24 protein-coding genes and 4 pseudogenes are annotated in these 26092 nt (G+C 49.2%); 17 read left to right on the top strand and 11 right to left on the bottom strand.

Annotation, left to right across the window (positions count from 1 at the left end; all coding sequences use genetic code 11):
- The first annotated feature begins 126 nt into the window (after positions 1–126).
- Complete coding sequence (locus ACHHV8_RS15905; protein ID WP_395159518.1) at positions 127–714, top strand: histidine phosphatase family protein; 588 nt, start codon at positions 127–129, stop codon at positions 712–714.
- A 163-nt stretch (positions 715–877) separates the two neighbouring features.
- A pseudogene (locus tag ACHHV8_RS15900) lies at positions 878–1861 on the top strand (aldo/keto reductase).
- A 154-nt stretch (positions 1862–2015) separates the two neighbouring features.
- Here the strand turns inward: ACHHV8_RS15900 and ACHHV8_RS15895 are convergent.
- The 4 genes and pseudogenes from ACHHV8_RS15895 to ACHHV8_RS15880 all read right to left on the bottom strand — a co-directional run bounded on the left by ACHHV8_RS15895 (position 2016) and on the right by ACHHV8_RS15880 (position 6242).
- Positions 2016–3222 (bottom strand): annotated as a pseudogene (locus ACHHV8_RS15895) (MFS transporter).
- Between the two features lie 108 nt (positions 3223–3330).
- A complete protein-coding gene (locus ACHHV8_RS15890; protein ID WP_395159516.1) occupies positions 3331–4245 on the bottom strand; it encodes a phytanoyl-CoA dioxygenase family protein in 915 nt (304 codons plus the stop codon).
- An 84-nt stretch (positions 4246–4329) separates the two neighbouring features.
- Positions 4330–5109 carry an aldo/keto reductase gene (locus ACHHV8_RS15885; RefSeq protein WP_395163529.1) on the bottom strand — a complete coding sequence of 260 codons (780 nt, stop codon included), beginning with the start codon at positions 5107–5109 and terminating at the stop codon, positions 4330–4332.
- Positions 5110–5324: 215 nt separating this feature from the next.
- Positions 5325–6242, bottom strand: coding sequence for a LysR family transcriptional regulator (locus ACHHV8_RS15880; protein ID WP_395159514.1), 918 nt, complete (start codon positions 6240–6242; stop codon positions 5325–5327).
- Positions 6243–6586: 344 nt separating this feature from the next.
- On the opposite strand from ACHHV8_RS15880, the gene ACHHV8_RS15875 reads away from it, so the two are divergent.
- The 12 genes and pseudogenes from ACHHV8_RS15875 to ACHHV8_RS15820 all read left to right on the top strand — a co-directional run bounded on the left by ACHHV8_RS15875 (position 6587) and on the right by ACHHV8_RS15820 (position 15327).
- Positions 6587–8176, top strand: a complete 1590-nt coding sequence (locus ACHHV8_RS15875) for an ABC transporter substrate-binding protein (RefSeq protein ID WP_395159512.1) — start codon at positions 6587–6589, stop codon at positions 8174–8176.
- 12 nt (positions 8177–8188) lie between these two features.
- Positions 8189–8401 (top strand): annotated as a pseudogene (locus ACHHV8_RS15870) (peptide ABC transporter permease); the annotation flags it as partial.
- A 16-nt stretch (positions 8402–8417) separates the two neighbouring features.
- Positions 8418–8720 carry an ABC transporter permease subunit gene (locus tag ACHHV8_RS15865; protein ID WP_395163528.1) on the top strand — a complete coding sequence of 101 codons (303 nt, stop codon included), beginning with the start codon at positions 8418–8420 and terminating at the stop codon, positions 8718–8720.
- Entirely contained in the window at positions 8698–9135 is a 438-nt protein-coding gene (locus tag ACHHV8_RS15860) for an ABC transporter permease (protein WP_395159510.1), read from the top strand. Before ACHHV8_RS15865 ends, ACHHV8_RS15860 begins: the two co-directional genes overlap by 23 nt.
- Positions 9136–9152: 17 nt before the next feature.
- Positions 9153–10052, top strand: a complete 900-nt coding sequence (locus ACHHV8_RS15855) for an ABC transporter permease (RefSeq protein ID WP_395159508.1) — start codon at positions 9153–9155, stop codon at positions 10050–10052.
- A gap of 135 nt (positions 10053–10187) precedes the next feature.
- A complete protein-coding gene (locus tag ACHHV8_RS15850) occupies positions 10188–10841 on the top strand; it encodes a cysteine hydrolase family protein (protein WP_395159506.1) in 654 nt (217 codons plus the stop codon).
- Positions 10842–10878: 37 nt separating this feature from the next.
- A complete protein-coding gene (locus tag ACHHV8_RS15845; protein WP_395159504.1) occupies positions 10879–11841 on the top strand; it encodes an ABC transporter ATP-binding protein in 963 nt (320 codons plus the stop codon).
- A 24-nt stretch (positions 11842–11865) separates the two neighbouring features.
- Positions 11866–12870, top strand: a complete 1005-nt coding sequence (locus ACHHV8_RS15840) for an ABC transporter ATP-binding protein (protein ID WP_395159502.1) — start codon at positions 11866–11868, stop codon at positions 12868–12870.
- A gap of 125 nt (positions 12871–12995) precedes the next feature.
- Entirely contained in the window at positions 12996–13130 is a 135-nt protein-coding gene (locus ACHHV8_RS15835; RefSeq protein ID WP_395159500.1) for a hypothetical protein, read from the top strand.
- Between the two features lie 27 nt (positions 13131–13157).
- The gene (locus tag ACHHV8_RS15830) at positions 13158–14012 is read left to right on the top strand and encodes an MFS transporter (RefSeq protein WP_395159498.1); all 855 of its coding nucleotides are present in this window, start codon (positions 13158–13160) and stop codon (positions 14010–14012) included.
- Positions 13939–14202: an MFS transporter gene (locus ACHHV8_RS15825; protein WP_395159496.1), complete on the top strand. Its 264-nt coding sequence runs from the start codon at positions 13939–13941 to the stop codon at positions 14200–14202. The genes ACHHV8_RS15830 and ACHHV8_RS15825 overlap by 74 nt, the downstream gene beginning before the upstream one ends.
- 381 nt (positions 14203–14583) lie before the next feature.
- A complete protein-coding gene (locus ACHHV8_RS15820) occupies positions 14584–15327 on the top strand; it encodes a cell wall hydrolase (protein WP_395159494.1) in 744 nt (247 codons plus the stop codon).
- A 179-nt stretch (positions 15328–15506) separates the two neighbouring features.
- Here ACHHV8_RS15820 and ACHHV8_RS15815 read toward each other — a convergent pair.
- A pseudogene (locus tag ACHHV8_RS15815) lies at positions 15507–17193 on the bottom strand (glycoside hydrolase family 13 protein).
- Between the two features lie 174 nt (positions 17194–17367).
- On the opposite strand from ACHHV8_RS15815, the gene ACHHV8_RS15810 reads away from it, so the two are divergent.
- A complete protein-coding gene (locus tag ACHHV8_RS15810) occupies positions 17368–17697 on the top strand; it encodes a four-helix bundle copper-binding protein (RefSeq protein ID WP_395163527.1) in 330 nt (109 codons plus the stop codon).
- A gap of 69 nt (positions 17698–17766) precedes the next feature.
- Here the strand turns inward: ACHHV8_RS15810 and ACHHV8_RS15805 are convergent, their stop codons facing one another.
- Positions 17767–18339 carry a DUF421 domain-containing protein gene (locus tag ACHHV8_RS15805; RefSeq protein ID WP_395159492.1) on the bottom strand — a complete coding sequence of 191 codons (573 nt, stop codon included), beginning with the start codon at positions 18337–18339 and terminating at the stop codon, positions 17767–17769.
- Positions 18340–18472: 133 nt separating this feature from the next.
- Between ACHHV8_RS15805 and ACHHV8_RS15800 the strand changes: the two genes are divergently transcribed.
- Positions 18473–20086 carry a glycine betaine uptake BCCT transporter gene (locus ACHHV8_RS15800; RefSeq protein ID WP_395159490.1) on the top strand — a complete coding sequence of 538 codons (1614 nt, stop codon included), beginning with the start codon at positions 18473–18475 and terminating at the stop codon, positions 20084–20086.
- On the opposite strand, the gene ACHHV8_RS15795 is transcribed toward ACHHV8_RS15800, so the two are convergent.
- From ACHHV8_RS15795 to ACHHV8_RS15775, 5 genes are all read right to left on the bottom strand, one after another.
- Entirely contained in the window at positions 20036–20323 is a 288-nt protein-coding gene (locus tag ACHHV8_RS15795; protein ID WP_395159488.1) for a hypothetical protein, read from the bottom strand. The genes ACHHV8_RS15800 and ACHHV8_RS15795 overlap by 51 nt on opposite strands.
- A gap of 22 nt (positions 20324–20345) precedes the next feature.
- A complete protein-coding gene (locus tag ACHHV8_RS15790) occupies positions 20346–21626 on the bottom strand; it encodes an ArsB/NhaD family transporter (RefSeq protein WP_395159486.1) in 1281 nt (426 codons plus the stop codon).
- Positions 21627–21767: 141 nt separating this feature from the next.
- Complete coding sequence (locus ACHHV8_RS15785; protein WP_395163526.1) at positions 21768–21944, bottom strand: hypothetical protein; 177 nt, start codon at positions 21942–21944, stop codon at positions 21768–21770.
- The gene (locus tag ACHHV8_RS15780) at positions 21865–22953 is read right to left on the bottom strand and encodes a cation:proton antiporter (RefSeq protein ID WP_395159484.1); all 1089 of its coding nucleotides are present in this window, start codon (positions 22951–22953) and stop codon (positions 21865–21867) included. The genes ACHHV8_RS15785 and ACHHV8_RS15780 overlap by 80 nt, the downstream gene beginning before the upstream one ends.
- A gap of 36 nt (positions 22954–22989) precedes the next feature.
- Positions 22990–24828, bottom strand: a complete 1839-nt coding sequence (locus ACHHV8_RS15775) for a cation:proton antiporter domain-containing protein (protein WP_395159482.1) — start codon at positions 24826–24828, stop codon at positions 22990–22992.
- A 360-nt stretch (positions 24829–25188) separates the two neighbouring features.
- On the opposite strand from ACHHV8_RS15775, the gene ehuB reads away from it, so the two are divergent.
- Positions 25189–26091 carry an ectoine/hydroxyectoine ABC transporter substrate-binding protein EhuB gene (gene ehuB, locus ACHHV8_RS15770; RefSeq protein WP_395159480.1) on the top strand — a complete coding sequence of 301 codons (903 nt, stop codon included), beginning with the start codon at positions 25189–25191 and terminating at the stop codon, positions 26089–26091.
- Position 26092: the final 1 nt, after the last annotated feature.

Raw genomic sequence — 26092 nt, 5'->3', positions numbered from 1 at the left:
CGCCTAAAATATGGTATTATTGAATTGATTATTTTGATCGCAGGGGAGAAAGAGAATCATTTCCGTAGTATTTTTAGGTAAAGCTGTGAACTTTCTGATTTCTAAGCATGAAAAAGGGGATTACACATGGCGAAAATTGGGTTAATCAGGCACGGAAGCACAAGCTGGAATAAAGAAAAGCGGTCTCAAGGGCATTCGAATAATCCGCTGGATGAGGACGGAATAAGACAGGCTCGGGCATTAGCCCGCCGTCTAAGCGGTCAGCAATGGGATAAATTTTTTTCAAGCGACCTGCTGAGAGCGCGGCAAACCGCTGAAATTTTGAATGAACAGCTGGGAATAGCATCTATTGAATTGGATGAAAGACTACGCGAAATGAGTCGGGGATTAACGGAAGGAACGACGGAAGAGGAACGTGTACAAAGATGGGGGGCCGACTGGAGACAACAAAAGCTCGGAATCGAAACCGTAGAAGAAGGCATGGTAAGAGGAAGTGAATGTATCGATGAAATTGCGGATCAATGGGAGGGGGCGAATATTTTAATCGTAAGTCACGGAGCGATCCTGCGCAACAGCCTGAGAAAACTGATTCCCGCACAAAATGTAGAAACATTATTAAACAATACTTCCATTACGATTATAAATAAAAAAGGGAGCATCTGGACGTGCGAGCTGTATAATTGCACAGCTCATTTAAGCGCTTACGCCGAATAAAAGTAGGGGAAGGGTTACGTTGTGGAAACTAACGCACCTTTTTCTCATTTCTTGTTGTGCCGGACAAGCCCCTTTATAATAGAAATAGCAGGAATGTGCAGCATCCAAGAGAAATGTATCAACCAGCAAGTACCAAAAATTACGGACGGGGAGTGAACAGGAAATGCAATATCGGGCGCTTGGCAGAACCGGATTGAAAGTACCTGAGGTTAGCTTGGGATGCATGGCTTTCGGGAGGTGGATTGAGAAAGACCAGTCATTTCGCGTAATGGACGCCGCTTTGGATAGCGGCATGAACTTGTTTGATACGGCTGACGTTTACGGCCGCGGTATGGATATTGGTGATCCGACTCAATCCGGGGAATCCGAAACGATTATCGGAGAATGGTTTAAGCAGGAAGGGAAGCGGGACCGGGTCGTGCTTGCTACCAAAGTGCATGGGAAAGTCGGAACCGGGACCAATGACAGCGGCCAGAGCCGATACCATATTATGCGTGCCGTTGAAAATTCGCTGCGCCGGCTGCAGACCGATTATATCGACTTGTACCAAGTGCACCGGTTCGATGAGGAGACGCCGCTTGAAGAAACGCTGGAGGCGCTGAGCGATCTTGTTCGTCAAGGAAAAGTGCGTTACATCGGCTGCTCCAACTATGCCGCTTGGCAGATCGCCAAAGCTCATGGAATCAGCGCGCTGAACAAGCTTCATCGTTATGAAAGCGTTCAACCGCAGTACAGTATACTGGCGAGAGAAATCGAGAACGAGCTGCTTCCTTTTTGCGCGAGCGAAAAGGTCGGCGTTATCGTATACAGTCCGCTTGGACGCGGCCTGCTGACCGGCAAATACCGGTTCGGCGAGCAGGCTCCCGAGGGGACGCGCGGTGCCAAGGGAGAGAAGCGGCTGCAGCTGTTGATGGAAGAAGAGGGGACATTTGAGATTGTTGCCGGACTGCAGAAGCTGGCGGACGAACGGGGATGAACCTTGGCTCAATTTGCATTGGGCTGGGTGCTGAGCAATCCTGTTATCACCTCGGCGATTATGGGAGTATCCCGGCCGGAACAGATCGGTGATGCGATCAAGCATTTGCCTGAACGGCTTACGCAGGAAGAGCTGCAGGCGGTAGACCGGATCAGCAGAGCGAGAAAGTAAGTTATTAATGAATTTGACCTGAAAACGTAAAGCCCCGGCTTCGATAAGGAGAAGCCGGGGCTTTTTGCGGTTGATGCTGCGCGAGTTTCAACCGATCCGCTTTACAGTTTACAGCAAGCGTCGATAACGCCATGCAGCGCCTGAAAACGGTTGGCTATGCGGAAGCTGCCGCAGACTTCCGTTCTGCGGCATAGCAGGCAGCGCCTAAAATCAGCGCAAGTCCTACAAGCAGAGCACCGACCCAAGGGAGGGCTGTGATGGACAGATGTGTAATGACCGAGCCGCCGATGAAAGCGCCGGACGCATTGCCCAAATTACCGGCAGAATGGCTGGTGGTGGAGGCAAGTGCCGGCGCTGACTTGGCCAGACTCATGATGCGCACCTGCATCCCGGGGAATACGGCAAATGACGCGGCTCCCCACAGGAAAATAGTTATAACGGCCGCAACAGGACTGTGAACGGTAAAAGTAAACAACGTCAGCAGGATGCAGATGGTAAAGTAGATGCCCAGTATGGATGGCATCAGTTTCCAATCCGCAAGCTTCCCGCCGATGATATTACCGGCGGTTACGCCGCAGCCGAACAAGACCAGAATCCAGGTGACGCTGTGTTCGGCAAAGCCGGTGATTTGAACCAGCAGCGGGGTAATGTAGGTGAACACGGCGAACAAGCCGGCATTGCCCAGCACCGCGATCAGCAGAAATACAAGAAGTTTCGGGCTGAACAGGGCGGTAATCTGCTGAACTATGCTTGCTGCTTTTTCTTGCCGAATGTGCGGAACGAAGATCGCGATGCCGATCCATGTCACGGCACCCATCAATGCAATCGTACCGAAGGAAGCGCGCCAGCCTAAATGCTGCCCAATAAAGGTGCCCCAGCGGAACGCCGATAATATTGGCTATAGTGAGGCCGCTCATCATTATGGAAACGGCTCCGGCCCGCTTGTCGGGAGCAACCAGGCTGGAGGCAATGACAGCCCCGACACCGAAAAAGGTACCGTGCGTCAATGCGGTGATCAACCGGGCTCCCATCAGCACGGCATAATTCGGAGCGATAACAGAGATAACGTTGCCGATGATGAATAGCACCATCAGCAGGCATAATAATTTCTTTTGCGGAATTTTATGGGTAAGCACCGTCAGGATAGGCGCGCCAACGGCCACCCCAAGAGCGTACATGGTAATGAGCTGCCCGGCTGCCGAAATGCTGACATGCAAATCCTCGGCAACATTGGGCAGCAGCCCCATGATAACAAATTCCGTCATACCAATCGCAAAAGCTCCCATAGTTAAAGAGATTAAGGACAGGGGAGAAGATTGACGAACAGATTCATTCTTAATCTTACGTTGAGCTAACTCCATGATGTCATGTACACCTTTCTTCTGCATCCATGAAACAGGATGACCTTTCAACCTTACTGTTTCAAATCGCTTGTGCGTCAAACTGGATTTTAATGTAATGCTTAGCTGCTATAATCTGCTTAACGATAACCGGATGCTCCGTTCGAGAGGAGTTTCTTCAGCAGCCGGCGTCTTTCTAATTGCAATACGGTCCTTCAGGGAGGCGGTCCGGTTGCACATAAAGCGGGGGACCCCGCTATGATTCGGCGAAGCGGCATGAACCAGGAACGGATGGCATAAGAAAACATCCCCGGCTTCGCCGGACGTTTCGACTACGCGCAGCCGGTCGCCCGTCTCATCCTCGTAAATGCTGTGCATAAAGCGACCTATTCGATCGGCCGCATCCCCAGCTCCTTCTGTATGGCCCGTCAGTTCGGCAAAATAGGGATGATGCTCGAACAATTCCGCTATCCCTTCTTTCAGCTCTACGCCGTCAGGGTAACGGGCGAGCAGGCGAGCCACGGTTCGATGCGAGCCTTCAACCACGAGCGTACCCCCGCCTTGGTGAGCTTGAATATCGGAGAACAAGCACAGGCAGAGCAAGCCTTGATCCGGCGCATCGAGATAGTGGCGGAACTGAATGCCGTCCCAATGCCAGCCGGATGTGGGCACGGTCCAAGCGGTATCTGCATTTTCGCTAAAATTTACCGGCCACCAGCCCCAGGAGGGGAGGTCGTCCGATTCACCATACACATAACGGTTCGCCGTCATGCCGCCGCCGAGCAAATCTTCGATCGCATCGGCAAACCGGCTGGTGTTGCAGCGGTCAAAATCCGGCGTGCGATACGTTTCATTCAGCCGGACCATGGGCTTGCGCCAAGTGGAGCTGTCGTCGCGAAGCACACCGGCTTTCTCCTCCAGCTGGTCCCACAAAAATTGCCGCGCCAGCTCCGCATCCTGCTTCGAGAAGGCGCCGGGCACGCGCACATAGCCTTTTTCCACAAACTGCTCAATATCCTCTTCGCTCAAAACGCGTCTTTGCATATCCGTCACTCCAATAGGGGCAAATGATAATGGCCGTTCTCCGCTCCGATCTTTCATCCGAATTGCCGTTAGGCAAATCAGCCGTTAAAATAGCAGCTGATCCGGGTCGGGACCAAACCGGTGATTCTGATTCATCTGGTCGATCAATTTCATATCCTCATCCGAAAGCGTAAAGTCGAAAATGCCGGCATTTTCTTGAATGCGCTCTTGACGGACCGATTTAGGAATGGTGACGACGCCGTGCTGTAAATCCCAGCGCAGAACGATCTGTGCTGGCGTTTTGCCGTGCTTGGCAGCCAGCTCCGTTAACTGCGGCAGATCCAGGTTCCCCTTCATGATCGGGGTCCAGGCTTCCAGCTGGATGCCTCCGCGCTTGCAGTATTGGCGAAGCTCCTGCTGGTTCAGCAGAGGGTGAAACTCCACCTGATTGACCGCTGGAATCGTGTCGCTGTCCTGTTTCAGGCTTTCCAAATGATGGATCTGGAAGTTGCTGACCCCGATCGAACGTATGTACCCGTCCTTTTGCAATTTTTCAAAGGCTCTCCAGGTATCTTTGTATTTATCTTTTCCGGGCCAGTGAATCAGATAGAGGTCGATATATTCCAGGCCAAGCTTGCGGCGGCTTTCCTCGAAGGCGCGCAGCGTAGATTCGTACCCTTGGTCGCTGTTGGCCAGCTTTGTCGTAATGAACAGCTGCTCTCTCGGGATGCCGCTCTGCTGAATGGCAGCGCCCACACCGGCTTCATTCCGGTAGCCTGCAGCCGTATCGATCGACCGGTATCCCGCTTCCAATGCATATTGGACCGAACGGATCACCTCATCTCCATCCGCTACTTGAAAGACGCCCAGTCCAAGCCAGGGCATATGTACTCCGTTATTCAATACCGTGTAATCGGTGATCTGTTGAATGCTCACACTTCATTCCTCCTTTAAAAGTTAGAATTTAATTATATAGAAGGATATGGATAATTGTAAGAAGTGAAATGTTTCTTACTTGCTTAACTGAACAGTAGTATCTTTACTTGAGGTTACTAGCTTGAGAAGGCGCATCTTTTTTTCAGCGGGATAACGTGTTCCCTTTAAGCATTTGCACCGGAAGCGCACTCCGCATCGTCAGTCATGATCTGCTTTAAATGCTGCGCAAACAGCAGCTCCAGGTGTGTTAAATTGCCGTTCTTATAAATTAAGAAGACTTTGTCCGGAGGAAAAGGATTGTTCTGAATCGGAATTGCAGCCAGCTCGCCCCGAAGCAATTCTTCCCGAAACAGCAGCGCGCCCGACAGGAATACTCCGCAGCCTTCCTTGATCCAATGGGTAATCAGCGGCAGGCTGTTGCTTTCATTCTTAATCTCATGATTCACATTTAATTGCCCGAGCGTCAGTTCCAGCCTTTTGCGGTAGAGCGTGTCGGACTCGTAGGAGATGAAGGTTTCCTGGACGATTTGTTCCATTGTAACAAACGGCATCCTGGCTAAGGGATGGCATTTCGAGACGATTAACCGCACGTCTTCCTCAAAAATGCTTTCGAACGTAAGGGAAGGGACGTTTAAGGAATACCTGCTGATGCAAAGCCGCAGCTCGTTATTGTTCATTTTGCGGACCTGATCTCTTGTAGTACAGCCAAGCGCACGGAACGAGACATCGGGAAAAAGACTCCCGAATTCCTTCAGTATGCGGGGCAGCAGGGCGCTGGTAAACGAATGATTGCAGGCGACGGTCAGAATGCCTGAAAGTCCTCTTTTCAGCTGCTTGACGGCCAGCCGTCCTTCCTCAATCGAGTTGACGGCATTATGGGCGTATGGAAGAAAAGCTTGACCTTCGTCGGTCAGCCGAATACCGGCCTTGCTGCGGATGAATAGGCTTTTACTTAATTCGCGTTCCAGCTGCTTAATCCGATTCGAAACGGTCGACTGCGGCAAATACAGATGCTCGGCCGCCTTCTGATAGCTCCCGGCATGATATACGGCCAAAAAGGTCAAAATTTGATCCATTGTCATATTTATTCCCCCTACACTCAATTAAATGTAAGTTATTATAACATAATATACATTTTCAATGCGCTTACATTCAAGAAATGGATGTAAAAATCAAAAATCAATTATTTACGAGTTTGTAAATTCCAGATAAGATAGGGATAAGTAAATTACATGTTACATACATGTAACTAATAGTTACACAAAAAAAGAAGAGGGGGAGATGTCGCACTAATCAGCAGAAAGGAACGGATTCACGGTTTAACGGACCAGGAGGCAGCGTCTCAAGCAGGTCTCAAGCACAAAATGAAGCATACGGCTTTCGATTCACGACCCAATACGAATGATCTTTCAAAAGGAGGATTTGTATGAACAAGAGAGTGGATTTTAAAAAGAGGGCTTTAATCCCGGCATTGACTGCTTCAATCTTGGTAGCTATGGTGTCTGCTTGCAGCAATACGGCGGCTCCTTCAACCTCGGCACCGCAGGGCGCAGCTTCTTCCGCAGCGGCCGCGGAAAGCCCTTCAGGCGGAAAGCTGAGAGTGGGGATCGTTACCGATTTCGGTACTTTGGACCCTGCCAAATCGACGCTGCTTATTGATGAGGAATTGTACAACAACATTTACGACGACCTCATTATGGTCACGCCTGACGGCAAGCTGGTCCCGGGTTTGGCTGCCAAATGGAATATTAGCGATGATGGGAAAACCTATACGTTCGAGCTTCGACAAGGCGTTAAATTCCACGACGGCACAGATTTTAATGCGCAAGCAGTAATCGATAACTGGAACTGGATTATGGACAAAGCGAACGCCTCGCCCCGCAGCTCTGATCTTGTGCTGGTACAAGAGCTTTCGGCCCCGGATCCCTATACGCTTGTAGTCAAATTGAAAACGCCGTTCACTCCGTTCCTGGCTACGTTAAGCGACCGTACCGGATTGATCTCATCGCCTACTGCAAGAAAGAAATATGGCGACCAATACGATATGCATCCTGTAGGAACAGGACCCTTCGAATTCGTAGAATGGAATAAGAACGATCATCTGACCATCAAGAAAAACCCTAATTATTGGAATAAAGACTATCCCAAGCTCGATGAAATCGAGTTTAAGCCGATCATCAATCAATCGCAAAAGCTGAATGCGCTGATTTCGGGCCAGGTCGATCTCGTCGATTCGATTCCTTTTCAAGACATTCCCAAGGTGGAGAAAACGAAAGGGCTAAAGCTTGGAAGCCGCACTTCCTTTGGCTATTCAAGGATCTATATGAATTTGACCAAGCCGATGTTCCAGGATGTTCACATCCGCAGGGCGATGAACTACGCGATCAACCGCGATGAAATCAATCAAATTATTTATTTCGGCAAATTCGTTCCCGGTTATTCGTTCTTCTCCACAGCCGGCTGGGCGAACGATCCGGCGATCAAAGTGCCTTATTCCATCGATAAGGCCAAAGAGGAGCTGAAGCTTGCCGGCAAACCCGACGGCTTCTCCTTTACTTACCTAAGCGCCAATGACCCGCAAAGCATGCAGCTGAGCCAGCTGTATCAAAGCCAATTCGCCAAAGCGGGAATCACGATGAAAATTGAGGCGCTGGATTCGTCCGCAATTACGAAACGGACCATCGCCGGAGATTTCGAGGTTGCCGGGGGCGGCTGGAGCGGGATGATCGATCCCGATCAAAACAGCTATGCCTTTGCCGTGACCGACGCTCCGTTCAATCGCGGCAAATACAGCAATCCGGAGGTGGATAAACTGCTGCAGCAAGCGCGTGAGCTGGAGTCGAATGACGAAAGGAAAAAAATCTATTCCCAGGTTTCTTCTATTCTAATTGAAGATGCGCCGTTTATTTTCACAGGCTACCAGCCGGTTGTCGATGTCTGGAACGAGAAAGTGCAGGGATTTGAAGTATATCCTGACCAATTGCTCCGGTTTTACAAGACTACCATCAGTAAATAGGGAGGTTCGTCTATGGTTAGCTACATCTCTCGGCGGCTGCTTTCCTTTATTCCTGTAGCCCTTATCTTGATTATTTTTACCTTCAGCTTGATCCATTTAACCCCCGGTAATCCTGCATACACCATTCTGGGGCAAGAGGCAAGCGAGGAAAACGTCAAATTATTGGAAGCCAAATTGGGGCTGGATCAACCGTTGACGGTTCAATTTTTCCGCTACCTGGCGAAAACGATCCACGGCGACTTTGGCAACTCGCTATTTGGCGGCCAGCCGGTCACTCGATCTGATTGCAACGAGAATTCCGGTCACGCTGGAGCTCGCGCTCCTGGCTATCCTGCTATCCCTCTGTATCGCATTGCCGTTAGGAATTTTGTCCGCCAAAAGACCGAATTCCTGGATCGACCATTTCAGCCGGCTCCTGGCGCTGGCCGGAGCGGCAGTGCCTACCTTCTGGTTATCGTTGATTCTGGTGTTCCTGTTATCCGTTACCGTACAGTGGCTCCCATCCTTAGGGTGGGTGCCCCTTGTCGGAAGGAGTCGGAGATAATCTGATCCATCTTATTATTCCGGTGTTCGTCTTATCGCTTCCGTTATCGGCTATGGAATCGAGGATGCTGCGGGGAGAAATGCTGGAGGTGTTGAACCAGGTTTATATTCAAGTCGCCAGGGCCAAAGGGTTGCGGCAAAGAGTCGTTCTGCTGCGGCATGCGCTGCGTAATGCGGTTCTTCCGGTCATTACTATCATCGGTCTGCAAATGGGAACATTGCTGGGCGGTGCCGTCATTGTCGAGTCGATTTTTTCACTGCCGGGAATGGGGCAGCTGGTGTTTGATTCCATCGTGCAGAGGGATTATTCGGTGCTCAATGGCTGCGTATTATTTATGGGAGGCACCATATTGCTGACGAATTTGGCCGTCGATGTCCTGTATGCATTCCTGGATCCCAGAATTCGTTATTCATAAGGGAGGGACAATAAACCATGTCGATGGATTTAACGAGATCAGAGCTTGAAGTCGGTCAGGTGAAGCCGATACGAAGACAATATGTTTTGCTCCGAAAAATATGGAAAAATAAGCTGATTATGTCCGGATTGACCATGGTCATCGGATTCATAGCAGCAGCGCTGATTCTGCCTTATTTCGTTCCTTATTCACCGTTCGCCACGGATTTCTCGACTGCGCTTAAACCGCCGAGTGCGGCCCATCTGTTCGGCACGGACAATTTAGGGCGGGACATCTTCAGCCGGGTCGTCTGGGGAGCGAGAGAATCGCTTGGCTCTGGAATGGTTATCGTGGCCATTGCCGTATTGATCGGCGTTCCGCTTGGATTGGCTGCCGGATATTACGGCGGCTGGATTGATGAGGTGCTGATGCGAATTGTCGATGCGGGCTTGGCCTTCCCGGGCTTGGTGCTGACGATGGCACTTTCCTTCATATTAGGGCCTTCTTTTCTTAATGCCTGTCTTGCCGTCTCCATTATTATGGCTCCCCAGTTTATTCGAATCACAAGAGGCCAGGTGCTGGCTCTGCGTGACAGAGAGTTCGTGCAGGCGGCCAAAAGCCACGGCGTACCGACGCTGCGCATTCTTCTTCGCCATATTTTGCCGAACGCGACTACATCTCTGACCGTAGCCTGTAACCTGAATATCGGCCATGCGATTATGGTCGTGGCGAGCCTGTCGTACTTGGGGCTGGGAACGCCGCCGCCGTTTCCGAGCTGGGGCGAAATGCTGCAGAGCGGCACCTTATTTCTAACGCAAGCGCCATGGATCTCGTTCGCTCCCGGTTTGGCTATCTTCCTGCTGGTTCTGGCGTTTACCTTATTGGGCGAAGGCATCCGCGATGAATTCGACCCGCATTCGAAAGTCAAAGGCAATTAATCTGCGTTCATCTAAATAACGATAAAACGGAGGAATGGGATATGAAATTTGGAAACAGAACGAATTATTGGATCGTAGAGGGTGATCATTTTGACATTAGTCGCGGAGCGGCCGAAACGGTAACCATCCCCATGAATGAGTGACCGTACGCTGCAGTTCGATCCGAAGCGCTCGGCCTTTATCATTATTGATATGCAAAACTATTTCTGCTCTCCGCTGCTCGAACGTCCGGAAGGAGCGTTGAAGCTGGTTCCGGCGATTACTTCGACTGTCAGCAGCTGCCGTCAATTGGGCATGCAGATTGTATGGGTCAATTGGGGAAACAGGCCCGATTCCGCGAATCTGCCGCCAAGTCTTCTTTATTCCTGGCAGCGAAGCGGTCGTCCCGGCCTTGGGCAGCCCTTGCCTAAGGATCTAGGCTTAACGCTCGTTAAAGATTCCTGGTCGGCCGATATCGTGGATGAGCTGAAGTCATCGTACGAGGAAAGCGACTATTGGGTGGATAAATACCGCATCAGCGGTTTTCCCGGCACTCTATTGGAGCAAACCTTGCGGGCGAACGGCATCAATACATTGTTTTTTGCCGGTGTGAACACCGATCAATGCGTAATGGCCACGCTGCAGGATGCTTCCTTCCTCGGGTACGATAACATTCTCCTGAGCGACTGCACGGCGACGACTTCCCCTGCGCATGTATTGGAAGGGGCTTTGTATAACATGAGATCCAAAGCGTTTACGTCCGATTCGGAAAGCTTGAAGGCTGCTGCTTTAAGTTCGGTTCAGCGCTGAGAATCGTACAAATCCGATAAAAAGGCGGTGCTGCGATATGGAAGCCTTGCTCAAGGTGCGCAACTTAAAAACCTTTTTCTATAATGAAAAAAGTGTGATTCGAGCGGTTGACGGTGTAGATTTCGAGGTGAAACCGGGAAGAGTGCTGTGCATCGTCGGCGAATCGGGGAGCGGCAAAAGCATGACGTCTCTGTCCATCATGGGATTGGTACCGGGTGCACATGGCCGTATCGTAGACGGCGAGGTCTTGTTCGACGGCGAAGATCTGGTGCAGCTGAGTGAGGAGCAGCTGTCCGACCTGCGGGGCAATAAAATTGCGATGATTTTCCAAGAGCCGATGACCGGCCTGAATCCGTTGTTCAAAATCGGGGAGCAAATCATCGAGGTGCTGTTGAGGCACCGGAAGCTGTCACGGCGCGAAGCGCGTGCTATTGCGATACAACAGCTTCGCAGCGTAGGCTTCCCCAAGGCGGAGATTATTGTCGATTCCTACCCTCACCAGCTGTCCGGCGGGATGCGTCAAAGGGTGATGATCGCCATGATGATGGCGTGCGAGCCGAAATTGCTGATTGCCGACGAGCCGACCACCGCATTGGATGTCACCATTCAGGCTCAAGTGCTGGATTTGATGCGGCGTTTGAAGGACGAGAAGGGGACCTCAATCATTTTTATCACCCACGATCTTGGCGTTGTGGCGGAATTGGCTGACGACATGGTGGTCATGTATGCCGGTCAAATCGTTGAATCGGGATCGGCGGATATCGTGTTCGATCAGCCGCTTCATCCGTATACGCTTGCCTTGATGGGTTCCATTCCTTCGATGACGGAAGAGAACGACCGGCTGACGGCCATCCCGGGCACCGTACCGAGCGCAGCGAACTTCCCGCCGGGCTGCCGGTTTGCGGAGCGCTGCTCGGCGGCGCGGAGCAGCTGCTTTAACCAGCTTCCGGAGCTGCGCGAGCTGAGTCCGGGACATTTGGTCCGCTGCGATCTGGTTTAGAACAAGACAAGAGGAGGCTGCACAATGATCCTGGAACAGCAGAACGATATCCGAACCGGCGAAGACAACCATTATTTGTTGGAAGTACGGAATGTCAAAATGTATTTTCCTATTACAGGCGGCGTTTTGCAGCGTAAAATAGGTGAGGTGAAGGCGGTCGACGATATTTCCTTCGGCATCCGCAGGGGGGAGACGCTTGGATTAGTCGGAGAATCGGGCTGCGGGAAGTCGACAACCGGGCGGGTTATCATGCGCCTGTACGATCCGACAGAGGGCTCCATTATGTTTGACGGGCAGGATATTACCCGGATGAAGGGGGCCCGGCTGCGGCAAATACGGCAAAACTTCCAGATGGTATTTCAAGATCCCTTTTCCTCATTAAACCCCAGAATGAATGTCGGATCGATCATCGCGGAGCCGCTTGAGGTAAACGCAAGGGTGAGTCAGGCGGAAGTCAGGGAACGGGTCTCCTATTTATTAAATGTCGTCGGACTGCCGCAGGAAGCCAGCTTGAAGCATCCGCACGAGTTCTCGGGAGGACAGCGTCAGCGTATTGCGATAGCCCGCGCGTTAATCTTGAACCCCAAGCTGATGGTGCTGGACGAAGCGGTCTCTGCATTGGATGTGTCCATTCAGGCGCAAATTATTAATCTGTTGGACGATCTGCGTGAACAATTCGGTTTATCCTACTTGTTTATCTCCCATAACTTGTCTGTCGTTAAACATGTGAGCCATAGAGTAGGGGTCATGTATCTGGGCCGAATGGTGGAGGTTGCTTCCAGGTCCCAGCTTTACAGCTCGCCGCTCCATCCTTATTCTCAGTCGCTTCTATCTGCAGCGCCGGAAGTCAGCCGCAAGGCCAGGCGCGAACGCATTGTTCTGACCGGAGATGTGCCAAGTCCCGCTAAGCCGCCTTCAGGCTGCGCCTTCCATACCCGCTGTCCGAAAGCGATGGTGAAGTGCGGGGAGATCCGGCCCGAGCTTCAGGAGGTTATGCCGGAGCAGTTTGTCGCCTGCCACTTGTATTAATCCGTTTCAAAAAAATAGCAAGCATAGCTTCTGTAATTCGTGTTACAGAAGCTATGCATGGCTAGCTGCGTCCATTAAATGTAAATAAATACTAAAAATGAATATAAATAGAAATGGGGAAGCGCATGGAAGCTTGGAAAAGGAATCTATGGGTATTATGGATTGCGTCCTTTATCGGATCGGCCAGTTTGACGATGGTGATCCCGTTCTTACCGCTGTTCCTGCTTCAAATGGGAGTACATGAGCATACGGAGCTGTGAACCGGCGTTTTATTCAGCTCTACCTTTTTGGCAAGCGCTCTCACCTCGCCCTATTTAGGCTCTCTGGCGGACCGGTACGGAAGAAAAAAGATGATTATACGCGCAGGGCTTGTCCTCTTCATCGTATTTACGCTCACATCGATTGTCACGAATCCATATCAGCTGCTTGCGCTTAGAATTTTCCACGGGCTCCTGGCAGGGTATATACCCGCAATTATCGCATTGATCGGAACGAACACGCCGGAAGAGAAAGCGGGTTATGCGCTGACCACCATTTCGACCGCCATGGCGTCGGGCCGCATTATGGGGCCGCTGCTTGGGGGCGTCATATCGAAGCTCGTCGATAGTCGCGCGGCCTTCGCCAGTGCCGGGTTTTTAATTCTTTTTTCGACACTGCTCGTTCTTTTTCTGGTGACGGAAAAAAAGGTCGGCTTGAGCAAAGAGAGGGTGTCCGTCTTCGGGGCTTTTAAAATTGTTGCCTCGAATCGGGCTCTGACGATGGTGCTGCTTCTAACGGTGTTAACGTCCGTAGCGGTAATGACCATTGAACCGGTCATTACGCTCTATGTCATCGAGCTTGGCGGTTCCGCCGACAATTCCTCGTTCCTGGCCGGCTTTATTTTCTCGCTTGCAGGCATTGCCGGAATTCTCTTCGCCACGAGGTGGGGGAAGCTGGCGGACAAGGTTGGATTCCGCAGCGTCCTCCTGATTGCTCTCATAGGAGGCGCGCTAGGTACGTTTGCACAGATCGCCTTTCATAATATTTGGGGCTTTTCGATTACACGGTTTATTTACGGAGCGTTTTATTGTGCGGTCGGTCCATTGCCTGAACGGGCTGATTATCCGGTATACGACAAGCGATTTTCGGGGGAGAGCCTTTAGTCTCAATAATACCGCATCCCAGACAGGTAATATGATTGGACCTATGATCGGAGGCATGATCGCGAGCGTATGGTCGATACACGGCATCTTTTGGATTACAGGCCTGATTCTGTTATTTTCAGTCGCTCTTACGCATACATTGACGGAAATCAGGAGCCTGGATAAATCAAAAACCATGTATTCCAATTAGATAACTTAAGATTACTTAAGCCAAAGGAAAGTAGAAGAGAGCAAGCAGTAGAACAGAAGCGGAAATGGATATATGGGGTGAGAAGTTTACGGGCCGCATTTGAAATCGTGGTCATACCTTTTAGTCTAATCAATAGAACACGATTTCAAGAGCGGCTGTAACCCCCATATCCATTCCCTCCTCATGCACTTACGTATGGGTGCGCACCATATCAGTTTTCTCGTTTAGATCTTTTTCGCATGTTTTTGTAAGCGTTTCAGAGTCCTGCGGACAAGGTATAATTTATGAACAATTTACCAGCAGAACCAATAATCCTCTAGTGACAAATCGCTGCTTATTACTTTTAATAGATAAGTGTGGTTTACGAAATGGGGTGATAGAATGAGAAAGCCAGCAGTAAGATTTGCTACTCTGCTGACCGTCATCATTTCCGTCTTCCTTATCGTTCCTGCAAAGCATGCAGATTCAAGAATGATGGTAGTGAATAAGCAAGCAATTTCCGAAGTGTCATTGCCTAGCAGTACGTTTATTCAGAAGGAAAGCGGAAATCAGGTTGCCAATTCGTTGACGGACCGGAAGCTGACCATGGAAAAGGTGAAAAAAGTAACGATGTTGAGTGCAGCCCCTGCCGCCGGCCCCGTTGCCGAACCGGTTGCAGAAGCGCCGAAACAACAACCTGAACCCAGTACGAAAGCTCCAGACTCTTCTCCGAAATTGGAAACTCCTAATCTAAGCCCAACGACTGAAAAGAAAAGTATTTCAGACAGTGATAAGGAGTTACTTGCAAGGCTTGTTACAGCCGAAGCAAGAAATCAGCCATATTTAGGTCAGGTAGCGGTAGCTGCTGTTGTTCTAAACAGGACGGAATCAGGCAAGTTTCCTGAAACGATTCCGGGCGTCATTAACGCCAATAACGGAAAAGTATACCAGTTTTCGCCTGTGAAAAACGGTCAAATCAAGAAGCCCGCAACGCAAACAGCGATTCGGGCGGTTGAAGATGCTTTAAACGGCAGTGATCCGACGAACGGATCCTTATATTTTGCGGAGCTAAAAACCGCCGCGCATGTCCCGAACCGCCATGCTAAGGTCACGGTAAAGATCGGGGATCATACGTTTTATCAATAAAAGCAATTGGGCTATGATCAATGTATATTTTGATTAAACGATCCTTGATTTTTCCCGGTATAGGCGCCTCTGCAACAATGAAGACAAGCTGTTTCAGTTAAGAAATTCAGCGTTCAGCGGTGCCTGTGCCCATGCGGTCTCCGCACCTGTATTCGTATTATTTTCTCAAAGGCGGCTGGTTATACCAGTCTATAGACTCGGGCCTCATAGGGCATGAGCTTAAATTTCTTATGATCTTCATCCCTAAGCGGCTCGTAATTGGCAATCAGCAGCTCTGAGGATGCTCTGTCAAGCTCGTCAGGCCATTCAAAGACGGGGGTGTCTTCGGAAAAATTCAAAATGACCAGAAGCGTCTCCTCCTGCCATGTACGGGTATATACATATAACTCCGGATCAAGCGGCAGCAAAAGCTTGTATTCTCCATAAACCATGACTTTGTGGCTTTTGCGAAGCGCTAGGAGCTTACGGTAATAATGGTAAATGGAATGGGGGTGCCTTCATCGCCGATTCGGTATTGACCTCCATATAATTGTCATGGATCCGAATCCACGGCTTGCCGGAAGTGAAGCCAGCGTTAGGGCCGGCATCCCATTGCATGGGCGTTCGGGCATTATCCCGGCTTTTGGCCCAAATCGCCGCCATCGTATCCTTTACCGGCTTTCCTTGAAGCTTGGCATACTCATAGTAATTCAATGTTTCGACGTCTCGATAGTCGTCGATCTCCTCGAAAGCCGCATTCGTCATCCCGATTTCTTCCCCTTGATAAATATAAGGCGTTCCCTCCAAAGTCATCATAAAGGTAGCCAGCATTTTCGCAGATTCGACCCGGTACCGAGTAGCGTTGCCAAATCGGGACACGGGTCTTGGCTGATCGTGATTTCCCAAGTAATTCGCATTCCAGCCTTGTTGATGCAGGGTTGTCTGCCACCGGCTGAAAATCTTTTTAAGCTCCAGCAGCGTCCACGGACGCAGCTCCCATTTGCCCGTTCCCGCGGAAGCGGCATCCAATGTCATATGCTCAAATTGAAACACCATATTGAGCTCGTGACGTTCATCCCCTACATAGGCTAGCGCCTGCTCCGGGCCAAGCCCCGAGGTTTCGCCCACCGTCATAATATCGTAATTCATCAGCACCTCATCGTTCAGCTTGCGAAGCATCAGGTGCACCTTCTCCAGATTTGAAAAAAGCTGATAAGCCTGAACGACGGGAAGATGCTGCGGATTCTCGGCGTTCGGATACCCTTTTGCCTTGACAATATGCGCAATGGCGTCGAAACGGAAGCCGTCAACGCCTTTTTCCAGCCACCAGCGAATCATTTTATACAGTTCATGCACCATTTCCTCGTTATCCCAATTGAGATCGGGCTGATACTTGGAGTAGAGGTGCATGTAGTATTCGTCGGTTGTGTCATCGTGCTCCCAGACCGATCCGCTGAAATACGACTCCCAATTATTCGGGTATAAGTGATGGACGCCTTGACGCCAGATGTAATAGCTTCTTTTCGAGTTATGTCTGGACGATCTGGATTCCTTAAACCAGGGATGCCTGTCCGAGGTATGGTTCAGAACGAGATCCATCATAATTTTCAAGCCCCGCTGATGCGCCTGCTTCAGAAGCTCGTCGAAATCCTCCATTGTCCCAAAACGGGGATTAATAGCGTAATAGTCGCTAATGTCGTAACCGTTGTCTTCCCCGGGAGACTCATAAATCGGACAGAGCCATAACACGTCAATGCCAAGCTCCTTTAAGTAATCCAGTTTCGAAATCACCCCCTGGAGGTCGCCGATACCGTCACCGTTCGAATCCTTGAAGCTGGCCGGGTAAATTTCATAAACGGCCGCTTCCTTCCACCAAGTCGTATTCATCTAGAAATAGACCTCCTCGCGTATAAAATGCTAAAGGATTAATCCTATTTCATTAAACTTATTTTATCGGAATGAATAATTATCATCTCCCCGACACCGCCGCAAAATCATACATTTTTATAATATGGAGTATTGGGTAATTTAATTAAGATTCTATTTTCAGGAGGGGTTGTCATGTCACACGAATATGTTCAGCAATGTATCGAAGAATGTTTGAAATGCATTCATGCCTGCAATCATTGCTACGATGCATGCCTTAATGAAGAAAACGTAGGAATGATGAAGGAATGTATCAGGCTGGACCGGGATTGCGCCGATATTTGCGCTCTCGCTGCGATGATGATGTCACGTGGCAGCAGCCATTCAAAAAGCATATGTCGGCTCTGTGCCGAAATTTGTGAAGCTTGCGGGAACGAATGCCGGAAGCATGCGCATCAGCATTGTCAGCAATGCGCCGAAGCCTGCTTCACCTGCGCTGAGGCTTGCAGAGCCATGGCGGGCTAATAATAGTATATCGGCAGCCAAACGACCTCCACGAAAAATGGAGGTCATTTTACAGAACAGCTATTTTCATTATTGGAGTGTTTTGAGTATGTCGTGGTCATGGCGGCCATTGTTTACCTCGGAAAAAATATTTTGGGAGACTGGGTTCATGCTCAGTTTTTCACCCAATAGACTTTCCAGGTCTTTCAATGTTACCGGCTTGGCATGCGGCATTAACTCGTATCCGAACTCGCCATTGTCTTCAATCGTGCCCGATTTCACATCCTGGAAACGGGCTATTCCTGCAATTCGAAGCCGTTTCTCCAAATCATCTACAGTCATGCGAAGCTTCTTCAGATTCTCCACGATCAAAGTCCCCTCGAAGATAACAGGAATAGCTTTCCCTTTTAAAACCGTTTCTGCACGGTTCCAATGCAAAGCCACCCATTCCGTAACCACCAGGAAAGCAATAAACGTAGCTGAAGCAAGAAGGGAGTAGGCAAGTCCTTTCCCGCCTACCTCCGATCCGAGTATCGAGCCAATGGTTAAAAGAATCACTATTTGCGGTGTTGTCATTTGGGCTAAAGACTTTCGGCCGGCGAATCGTAGGAATACAGTGCCCAATACTGCTAGGAAAAGGGAATTTAGAACGATATTCCACATGTGTTAATTACCTCCGATCATTTACTGAATGATCATTATATTCTCCTAAGCTTTTTCGATTTATGTTGGACTCATTCGAATAATCAGGAAACCCTTAGGAAAATGTAAGGGAAACATATCTTTGGAGGGTATTATGGTTTTTGGCATTTCGATTGTTATCATAGCTGCTTTCGTCTTGTGGGGAGTGCTGAATCCTGTAGGGCTTGTTCAACAGGCGGATCAATTTCTCGCATTCACGACAAGTAACTTTGGGTGGTTTTATTTATTTGCGACCTTCGGGTTTTTAATATTTGTCATTTACTTGGCTTTTAGCAAGTATGGACACATCCGGCTCGGTGGGGATGAAGATGAACCGGAATTTTCGGACATGAGCTGGTTTGCTATGCTGTTTAGTGCGGGGATGGGGATTGGTCTGGTTTTCTGGGGCGTTGCAGAGCCTGTGTCCCACTACACGACACCACCGCAAGGAGCGGAGAGCCAATCGGCTGAAGCAGCGAGGCTGGCTATGAGGTATGCCTTTTTCCACTGGGGACTGCATCCCTGGGCCATTTATTCTGTTGTGGGAGTTATTCTTGCCTATTTTCAGTTTCGAAAGAAACGATCGGGACTTATTAGTCAAACCTTTTACCCGCTGATCGGGGAGAAGGTGAACGGGGGACTAGGCAAATGTATCGATATTCTTGCCATTATCGCCACTTCTTTTGGCGTAGCGACGTCACTCGGACTCGGAACACTGCAGATCAACGGGGGGCTGCGGTTTATTTGGGGGGTTCCGAACCAAGTAGGTATACAAATTGTGATCCTGATAGTATTGACTGTTCTCTATATGCTGTCAGCAACAACCGGCTTGGAACGCGGAATTAAACTGCTGAGCAACGCGAATCTGCTGGTTGCGCTTGGATTGCTGGTATGCACGTTCGTCCTGGGTCCTACCTCATTCCTGCTGGATACTTTTACCCTCACTGTAGGAGGATATTTACAGAATTTAATTCAAATGAGCCTCAGGCTGACTCCATTTACACAGGGTACGTGGGTGAGCAACTGGACGCTTTTTTATTGGGCTTGGTGGATCGCGTGGGCACCCTTTGTCGGTATGTTTATTGCAAGGGTGTCCAAGGGACGGACGATCAAGGAATTTGTCCTGGGCGTTCTTTTTATTCCAAGCTTGTTCAGCTTTATATGGTTTTCGGTTTTTGGCGGAACCGGGCTGCATCAGCAAATCATGGAGGGAATCAAGCTGTCCGAAGCCGTAAGTAAGGATGTCACCTCCGCTCTATTTTTTGCCTTAAACCATCTGCCTTTTGGAAGCGTGCTGGCTTTCATCTCGCTGCTTTTGATTATTACTTTTTTCATTACATCGGCCGATTCGGCAACCTATGTGTTAGGCATGTTCTCGAGCGGCGGCAGCCTGAACCCATCCGTGAAAGTGAAGATCGCGTGGGGATTGACCCAATCCGCCATTGCTTTTGTTTTGCTGCTGAGTCAGGGCTTGGACGCTTTACAGACGGCATCGATTGTTACGGCTTTGCCATTCTCGCTTATTATGGCCTTGATGTGTGTTTCGCTAATGAAGTCTTTGAATGAAGAGGCCAGGAATATACGGAGGAAGGAGCGGGCGTTTCGCAGAGCTGTAGAGGAAATGGTGGAGGAAGAGGAAAGCGGCCCCATTAACGGAGAACGGGTCCGCTTTTTATTTCTACAGAGTAGCTTTCCATTCCACACTCACCAGCAATTTGTATTTCATTAGCGCCAAAATAAAGTCCGTATAATAATCCTGTCTGACAATGAATTGATAAGTGTGGTTCTTGTAGGTGTATAACATGACATCGGTTATGATCTCATTGTTTTCAAAATGCTCCTGAACCTTGCGGATGGATGCATCCGCGGCTTCGCTGCCAATGATACGAATCTGAAACTCAATGTCCTGCCCTTGAACCGATTCCTGAAGCTCAATGTACTTATTGTCGTATTTGTACGTTAACAATGAACTCGCCACCTTCATGAGGTTATAGGAAATAACGTAAATAAATATACACGCTGGATAGAACAATCGAAATCAGCATGAGAGGAAAGCCGTATTTTAAATATTTCACAAAAGTAATGGGATACCCTTCTTTTCCTGCCAGCCCGGCTACAATGAGATTGGCGCTAGCGCCGACAAGCGTCCCGTTGCCTCCAAGACACGCTCCGAGTGCAAGACTCCACCATAAGGGCTCCAGATTCGTGACCCCCATCGTACCCATTTCGAGAATCATCGGAATCATCGTCGCAACAAAAGGAATGTTATCCAAAAATGCGGATGCAATCGCACTAACCCACAGGATTAACATCGAGGTCGCCAGCGGATCACCTCCCGTCGCCTCGATTGCTTGCGCCGCGAGCTTTGCTATCACACCCGTTTCGACCAAACCCGAGACCAGAATAAACAGCCCGACGAAGAAAAAGATAGTTATCCATTCGACGCTGTGAAAAGCTTTTTCAAGACGCGATTCCCCGGTTAACAAGAGAAGCAGGAAGGCGCCGGTTAAAGCAACGGTGGCAGACTCAAGATGCAGCGTCTGATGCAGGAAGAAGCCTGCGATGGTTAAGCCGAGGACGACAAGACACTTTCTTAGCAGCTTGGGGTCTGTAATCAGCGTACTATCATCCATATCCATAATTCTTTGCTGCAGCTCGGGCGTGGACTTCACTTGCTTCCCGAACAGGAGGAGGAACAGCCCGACGTACACCAGCATGATGACGATAACTATGGGTGTCAGGTTGCTGATAAAATCGGTAAAGGTCAGCTCCTTCACGGCGCTGCCGATCATAATGTTCGGCGGATCTCCAATAAGGGTAGCGGTGCCGCCTACGTTGGAAGCTATGATCTGAGTGATAAGAAACGGTGTCGGGTTAACCCGCAGCTGCCGGGTGATGCTGAAGGTTACCGGAACCATGAGAAGCACCGTGATTACATTATCCAGAAAAGCGGAGCCAACAGCCGTGATGAGGACTAATGCGATGAGAATACGCTTCGGGTTGCCTTTGGCCAGCTTGGCCGCCTTCAAAGCAACATACTTAAATAGTCCGGTTTCGGAAGTAATGCCTACAATGATCATCATCCCTATAAGAAGCCCCAGCGTATTGAAATCGACATGATGTACCGCCGTCTCTTGACTGACGATCCCAAGCATCACCATGAGGATAGCTCCGACCATAGCCAAGATGGTCCTATGAATTTTTTCCGAAATAATAAGCACATAAATAATTAAAAAGATGGCAATTGCCCAAATAGCCTGATGTTCCATAAATCCTCCTTGTTGAAATGTATAAAAAATGCAAAAAGAGCCCGTCTAGTGACAGGCTCCTCCGGCATTTCCAATATGTATGCTAATTATAAGTATTTCTAATAAAAAAGTAAAGCCGCTTTTACAAAACCGAATCCCGTGTTATTTCACCTTCAAGAGCGAGACCAGTTTACTCAAGGTGGTTCCCTGCACGAGGAGCGAGAAGACAACATTGCTGAAGGTCATCGCAAGCAGCAGGTCACGCCCTTCGAAGGCTGGCGATATGCTTAGAATAAGAGCGATGGACAGCGAGCCCTTCAGACCGCCCCAGGCGATGATAGGCTTCCATGCGGCAGGAATTTCCCGGTTCCAGAAGAAGACTGACATATACCGCGATAAATCTTGAAACCAGTACAATCAGAATGCTGCCGCCGATTTCCAGCCATTTGTCGGTAAAATCGATATTGGAGATTTCCAAGCCTACCATCAGAAAAATCAGCGCATTGGCCAGAAAGGCGATGGTTTCCCAGAAGGAGTCCATTTTTTCATGAGTCAAATCCGACATGCCGATATTTTTCCCGTACGTTCCGAGTAGAAGGCCGGCAAACACAACCGAAATCACACCGGAGAAGTGAAAGGCTTCGGCCAGTTCAAAGGCTCCATAGAAAAGTACAATAGAAAGTCCGATTTCAACCAAATAATTGTCGATACGTGAGGTAATCCTGGAAGCGACATACCCTCCGGCCACCCCGATGGCAATGCCACCGATAATAACCTTGACGAACTGCCAGGAACCGTCCATGACGCTGGACAGGCTGAGCATGGTTGTCACAACGGCAATCTTGAAAAGCACCACGGCGACGCCATCGTTAGCAAGACTTTCGCCTTCGACAATGACGGACAGCTTCTTGTTCAAACCCATCGATTTGAAGATGCTTAATACGGACACAGGGTCTGTGGCTGCCATAAGCGCCCCGAAGACCAGTGCTTTTTGCAGGGATAAACCAATCAAATAATAGGAGAGCGCCGCAATAAAAATAAAGGTGAGCAGCGTGCCAAGCAGTGAAAGCAGTAAGATCGGACGTTTGCTTTCGCGTAACTCCTGAAAATGAAGCTTAAGCGCAGCGTCTCCGATTAACGCTGATAAAAAAATGAGGATAACGGCTGTTTGAAACACTTGATCCGATGCAACATACATTTTGATCTCATGCAATGCAGGAATCGGAAGCAAGCCCAGGAGCAATCCGGCAATCACAAGTAAAGTAGGGTAAGGCTGCCTCCATTTATCTGCCAGGAAAGCGATAGCTACGGCAATGGCAAGCAGAACGAGCCAATAATGAATCATCATATGCTCCTTTCAAAAATTTGGTTTAGTGTAACACAGCTATGTAACTAAAGAACGAAACTCCTCCACTTGTTCCGCATTGCCGCTAACCAATAAAAGATCTCCTAGGCGTATCTCTGTATTGCCATGCGGAATAAGATACGATTGCCCGCGATAAATACGAAGCACCAGTATATTGTCCAGACGAGGAAGCTGGCGAAGATAGGTGGTGCGGAAGGGCAAATGCCTGACCGACACTTCGAAGATCGTTCCTTCGTCTTCGGAGAGGAGCTTTAGAGCACCGGGGCTGTCTATTAATGCTCTGAGCACGGTACGGGCTGCATACAAGGTAGAAAAAACCTCGAAGCCCTCAGCAGCCATCTGACTGTAAAGCTCCGGCGCTTCAATGCGCGCAAGAATTCTGCCCTCAGATTCCGTAGCCACGGTGCGGGTAAGTCTAGCGTTAAATGAATCGTCCGTCGTCGCGATAGCGATGATATCGGCATCGAAGGCTCGATTCTCCCTTAATGCCGCTTCATTCAGGTCGGTCAGGAAAGTAATAAGCGATGATTCCTGTTGTGATGGAAATCGTTCGGCACCGCGGGAAGTAAACACGCGAATTTCATATATATCCTCATTCATTAAATTTTGCGCAACCGGCATGGTGATATGATTCAGCCCAATAATCGATATTTTCTGTTTTCGTTCGCTGAATTTTGGAGCCACTTGATTAAAGAGCACCGGGAACAGAAGACAGCTTAAAATCGCAACCAGTATGAGAGCCCCATGAAATGATTCTTTTATGATATGCAGATCCAAAGCCAGCGTCGCCGCCGCAATCACTAGGCTCAGCTTGGATGAAAGAAGAATGCCTGCGCTGAAGACCTCGCGCCAATTAAACCATCTCTTTAGCAGCAGCATAGGGATAATTTTGGCCAGAAACATGACAATAAGCAGCAGCGGAATGACTATCAGCGCTTTCATATCGCTAAATACAGACTTCAATTCCAATCTGACGCCCACCATAACGAAAAAAATAGGAATCAAAAAACCATAGCCAAACGATTCGAGCTGATGCACGAACTCTTTTTTGGGGCGAAGCAGGGAAACAATGACGCCTGCCAGAAAGGCTCCCAAAATATTCTCTACGCCCAAGGTTTCGGATAGAAACACTATTGCGAGAATCAGGGTGAAAATAGCTCTGGTACCGAATTGAATCGAACTCTCGCCCAAGACTTGGAACACTTTCCCCGAGGCGAATCTTTTGACCAGCAAATAAATAAGAAGAATGAGTACAAAAAACAACAGCAGAAGCAGCAGCTTGGACATGTTTCTGGAGAGGAAGTTTACATAAAACGCTAACATAATCATCGTAAAAAAGTCAGCGAGCACTGTAACTAGCAGCAGTGTCTGACCAAGTCTTGTCCCAAGCATTTTTCTTTCCTTCAAAACAGGTACCACAACTCCGAGCGAAATGGTTCCGATAATCAAGGTTGTTAAAAATATCCTGTCGATCAGGCCCATAGCGACCAATCCCCAAGACAAAATTCCGGATAGTGCAAAAATACCAGTAAAAATGAATATGGCCGCGTAAAGAGGGTTTATTTCCTTACTCGAAACGTGCCTTTGCTTGCGTTGACTCTTTGTAAACGTGCCAAAATCAATTTCCAGACCGCTTAAAAACATGAGGTAAATGAATCCGAGCAGTGACAGAAGATCTACCCATGGATCGTTCGTCACAAGATTGAAGCCGCTTTTACCGATGAGAAGTCCTGCGAATATTTCTGCAACAACGACGGGAACAACTCTTAATCGCAGCTGATAGAGGAGAATGGGGAGCAAAAAAGATATTGTAACGACCAGAATCAGACTTTCTAACGAACCTCCGCCATGCTCCATCCAGATATCCTCCCTTATGAGTTACTATCCGATTAATGACTTAACAATAAAACACCGTATTCCACGATCTTCCTAAAATTTTAACTAAAAAGCACCAAAAATACAAACAAATACAGGTCTTTCGCACGAATAGAACTATTATTTGCGATTTCCTTCTGTTTTATTATTTTGGCAATCGAGCGAATTATAGAGTATCTGGGAGGATATGGGAGGTTTTTCTTGGATAGGTCCGCTTATGTTCCCTCAGGGAGGAACAGCGGGGCTGAAGGACTCTGGGACTGGATAACCGGGGGTGAGAACCCATGTAGTTCGTGTTACCCTTATATGGGGCCCCAAAAAAAGGGGAAAAGGAGTTTATAAATGAAGAAATGGTTGAACTGCTCGATTGGCCTGCTGCTCGCGGTGACCATAGCAGGGTGCGGTACTCAAAGTACGGGAAACCAAGCCCAGGCAACCGGCGAAGCGCCGCCTGCACAGGAAAGCACGCTGGAAAAAGCGAAGAAACAGGGATTTGTGACGGTAGGCTTTGCGAATGAAAATCCGTACGCCTATGCTACGCCTGACGGCAAATTAACCGGTGAGGCGGTAGAAGTAGCCAGAGTGATACTGAAAAATATGGGGATCAATGAAATGAACGGAGTATTGACGGAATTCGGCTCCTTAATCCCCGGTTTAAAGGCGAAGCGCTTCGATATCATAACGGCGGGAATGTTTATCAATGCCGAGCGGAGCAAAGAAGTCGCCTTTGCCAATCCGGAGTACAGCATCGGGGAAGCTATTGCAGTAAAACAGGGCAATCCGCTTCAATTACATAGCTATAAGGATATTGCAGCCAATAAAGAAGCCAAGGTAGCCGTCATGGTAGGCGCCATCGAAAATGACTATCTATTGAAATCGGGCGTGCCCAAGGAGCAGATCGTTACGGTACCGGATCAGCCATCTGCGGTTGCCGCACTGCAAGCGGGCCGTGTGGATGCGATGACCATGACCGGGCCTTCCCTGCAGGCGATGCTGGAATCGTCGAAGGACAGCAGTATCGAGAGAGTGATGGATTTCCAGCAGCCGGAGATTGACGGCAAGAGTGTGAGAGGCTACGGCGCCGCGGCATTCCGCACGGAGGATACCTCTTTCAGGGAAGCGTTTAATCAGGAGCTGGATAAGCTGAAAAAGTCAGGCGAGCTGCTCGAAATTTTAAAGCCGTTCGGCTTTACGGAGCAGGAGCTCCCCGGCGAGATGACAGCCGAAGAGCTGTCCAAGGGCTAAG

The organism is Paenibacillus sp. TAB_01 (genome assembly GCF_043945595.1).
Taxonomy (GTDB): domain Bacteria; phylum Bacillota; class Bacilli; order Paenibacillales; family NBRC-103111; genus Paenibacillus_S.
Note: the sequence above shows the minus strand (reverse complement) of the source record. Positions and strands in the feature narration are given on the sequence as shown.

Bases quoted from the DNA above. Each gene is read 5' to 3' on its own strand.
- ACHHV8_RS15820 (WP_395159494.1), top strand. From the start codon at position 14,584: ATGAGAAAGCCAGCAGTAAGATTTGCTACTCTGCTGACCGTCATCATT.
- ACHHV8_RS15835 (WP_395159500.1), top strand. From the start codon at position 12,996: ATGGAAGCTTGGAAAAGGAATCTATGGGTATTATGGATTGCGTCCTTT.
- ACHHV8_RS15850 (WP_395159506.1), top strand. From the start codon at position 10,188: ATGAGTGACCGTACGCTGCAGTTCGATCCGAAGCGCTCGGCCTTTATC.
- ACHHV8_RS15845 (WP_395159504.1), top strand. From the start codon at position 10,879: ATGGAAGCCTTGCTCAAGGTGCGCAACTTAAAAACCTTTTTCTATAAT.
- ACHHV8_RS15790 (WP_395159486.1), bottom strand. From the start codon at position 21,626: ATGGAACATCAGGCTATTTGGGCAATTGCCATCTTTTTAATTATTTAT.
- ACHHV8_RS15810 (WP_395163527.1), top strand. From the start codon at position 17,368: ATGTCACACGAATATGTTCAGCAATGTATCGAAGAATGTTTGAAATGC.
- ACHHV8_RS15890 (WP_395159516.1), bottom strand. From the start codon at position 4,245: ATGCAAAGACGCGTTTTGAGCGAAGAGGATATTGAGCAGTTTGTGGAA.
- ACHHV8_RS15905 (WP_395159518.1), top strand. From the start codon at position 127: ATGGCGAAAATTGGGTTAATCAGGCACGGAAGCACAAGCTGGAATAAA.
- ACHHV8_RS15805 (WP_395159492.1), bottom strand. From the start codon at position 18,339: ATGTGGAATATCGTTCTAAATTCCCTTTTCCTAGCAGTATTGGGCACT.
- ACHHV8_RS15775 (WP_395159482.1), bottom strand. From the start codon at position 24,828: ATGGAGCATGGCGGAGGTTCGTTAGAAAGTCTGATTCTGGTCGTTACA.
- ACHHV8_RS15885 (WP_395163529.1), bottom strand. From the start codon at position 5,109: ATGCCCTGGCTTGGACTGGGCGTCTTTCAAGTAGCGGATGGAGATGAG.
- ACHHV8_RS15875 (WP_395159512.1), top strand. From the start codon at position 6,587: ATGAACAAGAGAGTGGATTTTAAAAAGAGGGCTTTAATCCCGGCATTG.
- ACHHV8_RS15780 (WP_395159484.1), bottom strand. From the start codon at position 22,953: ATGATGATTCATTATTGGCTCGTTCTGCTTGCCATTGCCGTAGCTATC.
- ACHHV8_RS15855 (WP_395159508.1), top strand. From the start codon at position 9,153: ATGTCGATGGATTTAACGAGATCAGAGCTTGAAGTCGGTCAGGTGAAG.
- ACHHV8_RS15880 (WP_395159514.1), bottom strand. From the start codon at position 6,242: ATGACAATGGATCAAATTTTGACCTTTTTGGCCGTATATCATGCCGGG.
- ACHHV8_RS15800 (WP_395159490.1), top strand. From the start codon at position 18,473: ATGGTTTTTGGCATTTCGATTGTTATCATAGCTGCTTTCGTCTTGTGG.
- ACHHV8_RS15840 (WP_395159502.1), top strand. From the start codon at position 11,866: ATGATCCTGGAACAGCAGAACGATATCCGAACCGGCGAAGACAACCAT.
- ehuB (WP_395159480.1), top strand. From the start codon at position 25,189: ATGAAGAAATGGTTGAACTGCTCGATTGGCCTGCTGCTCGCGGTGACC.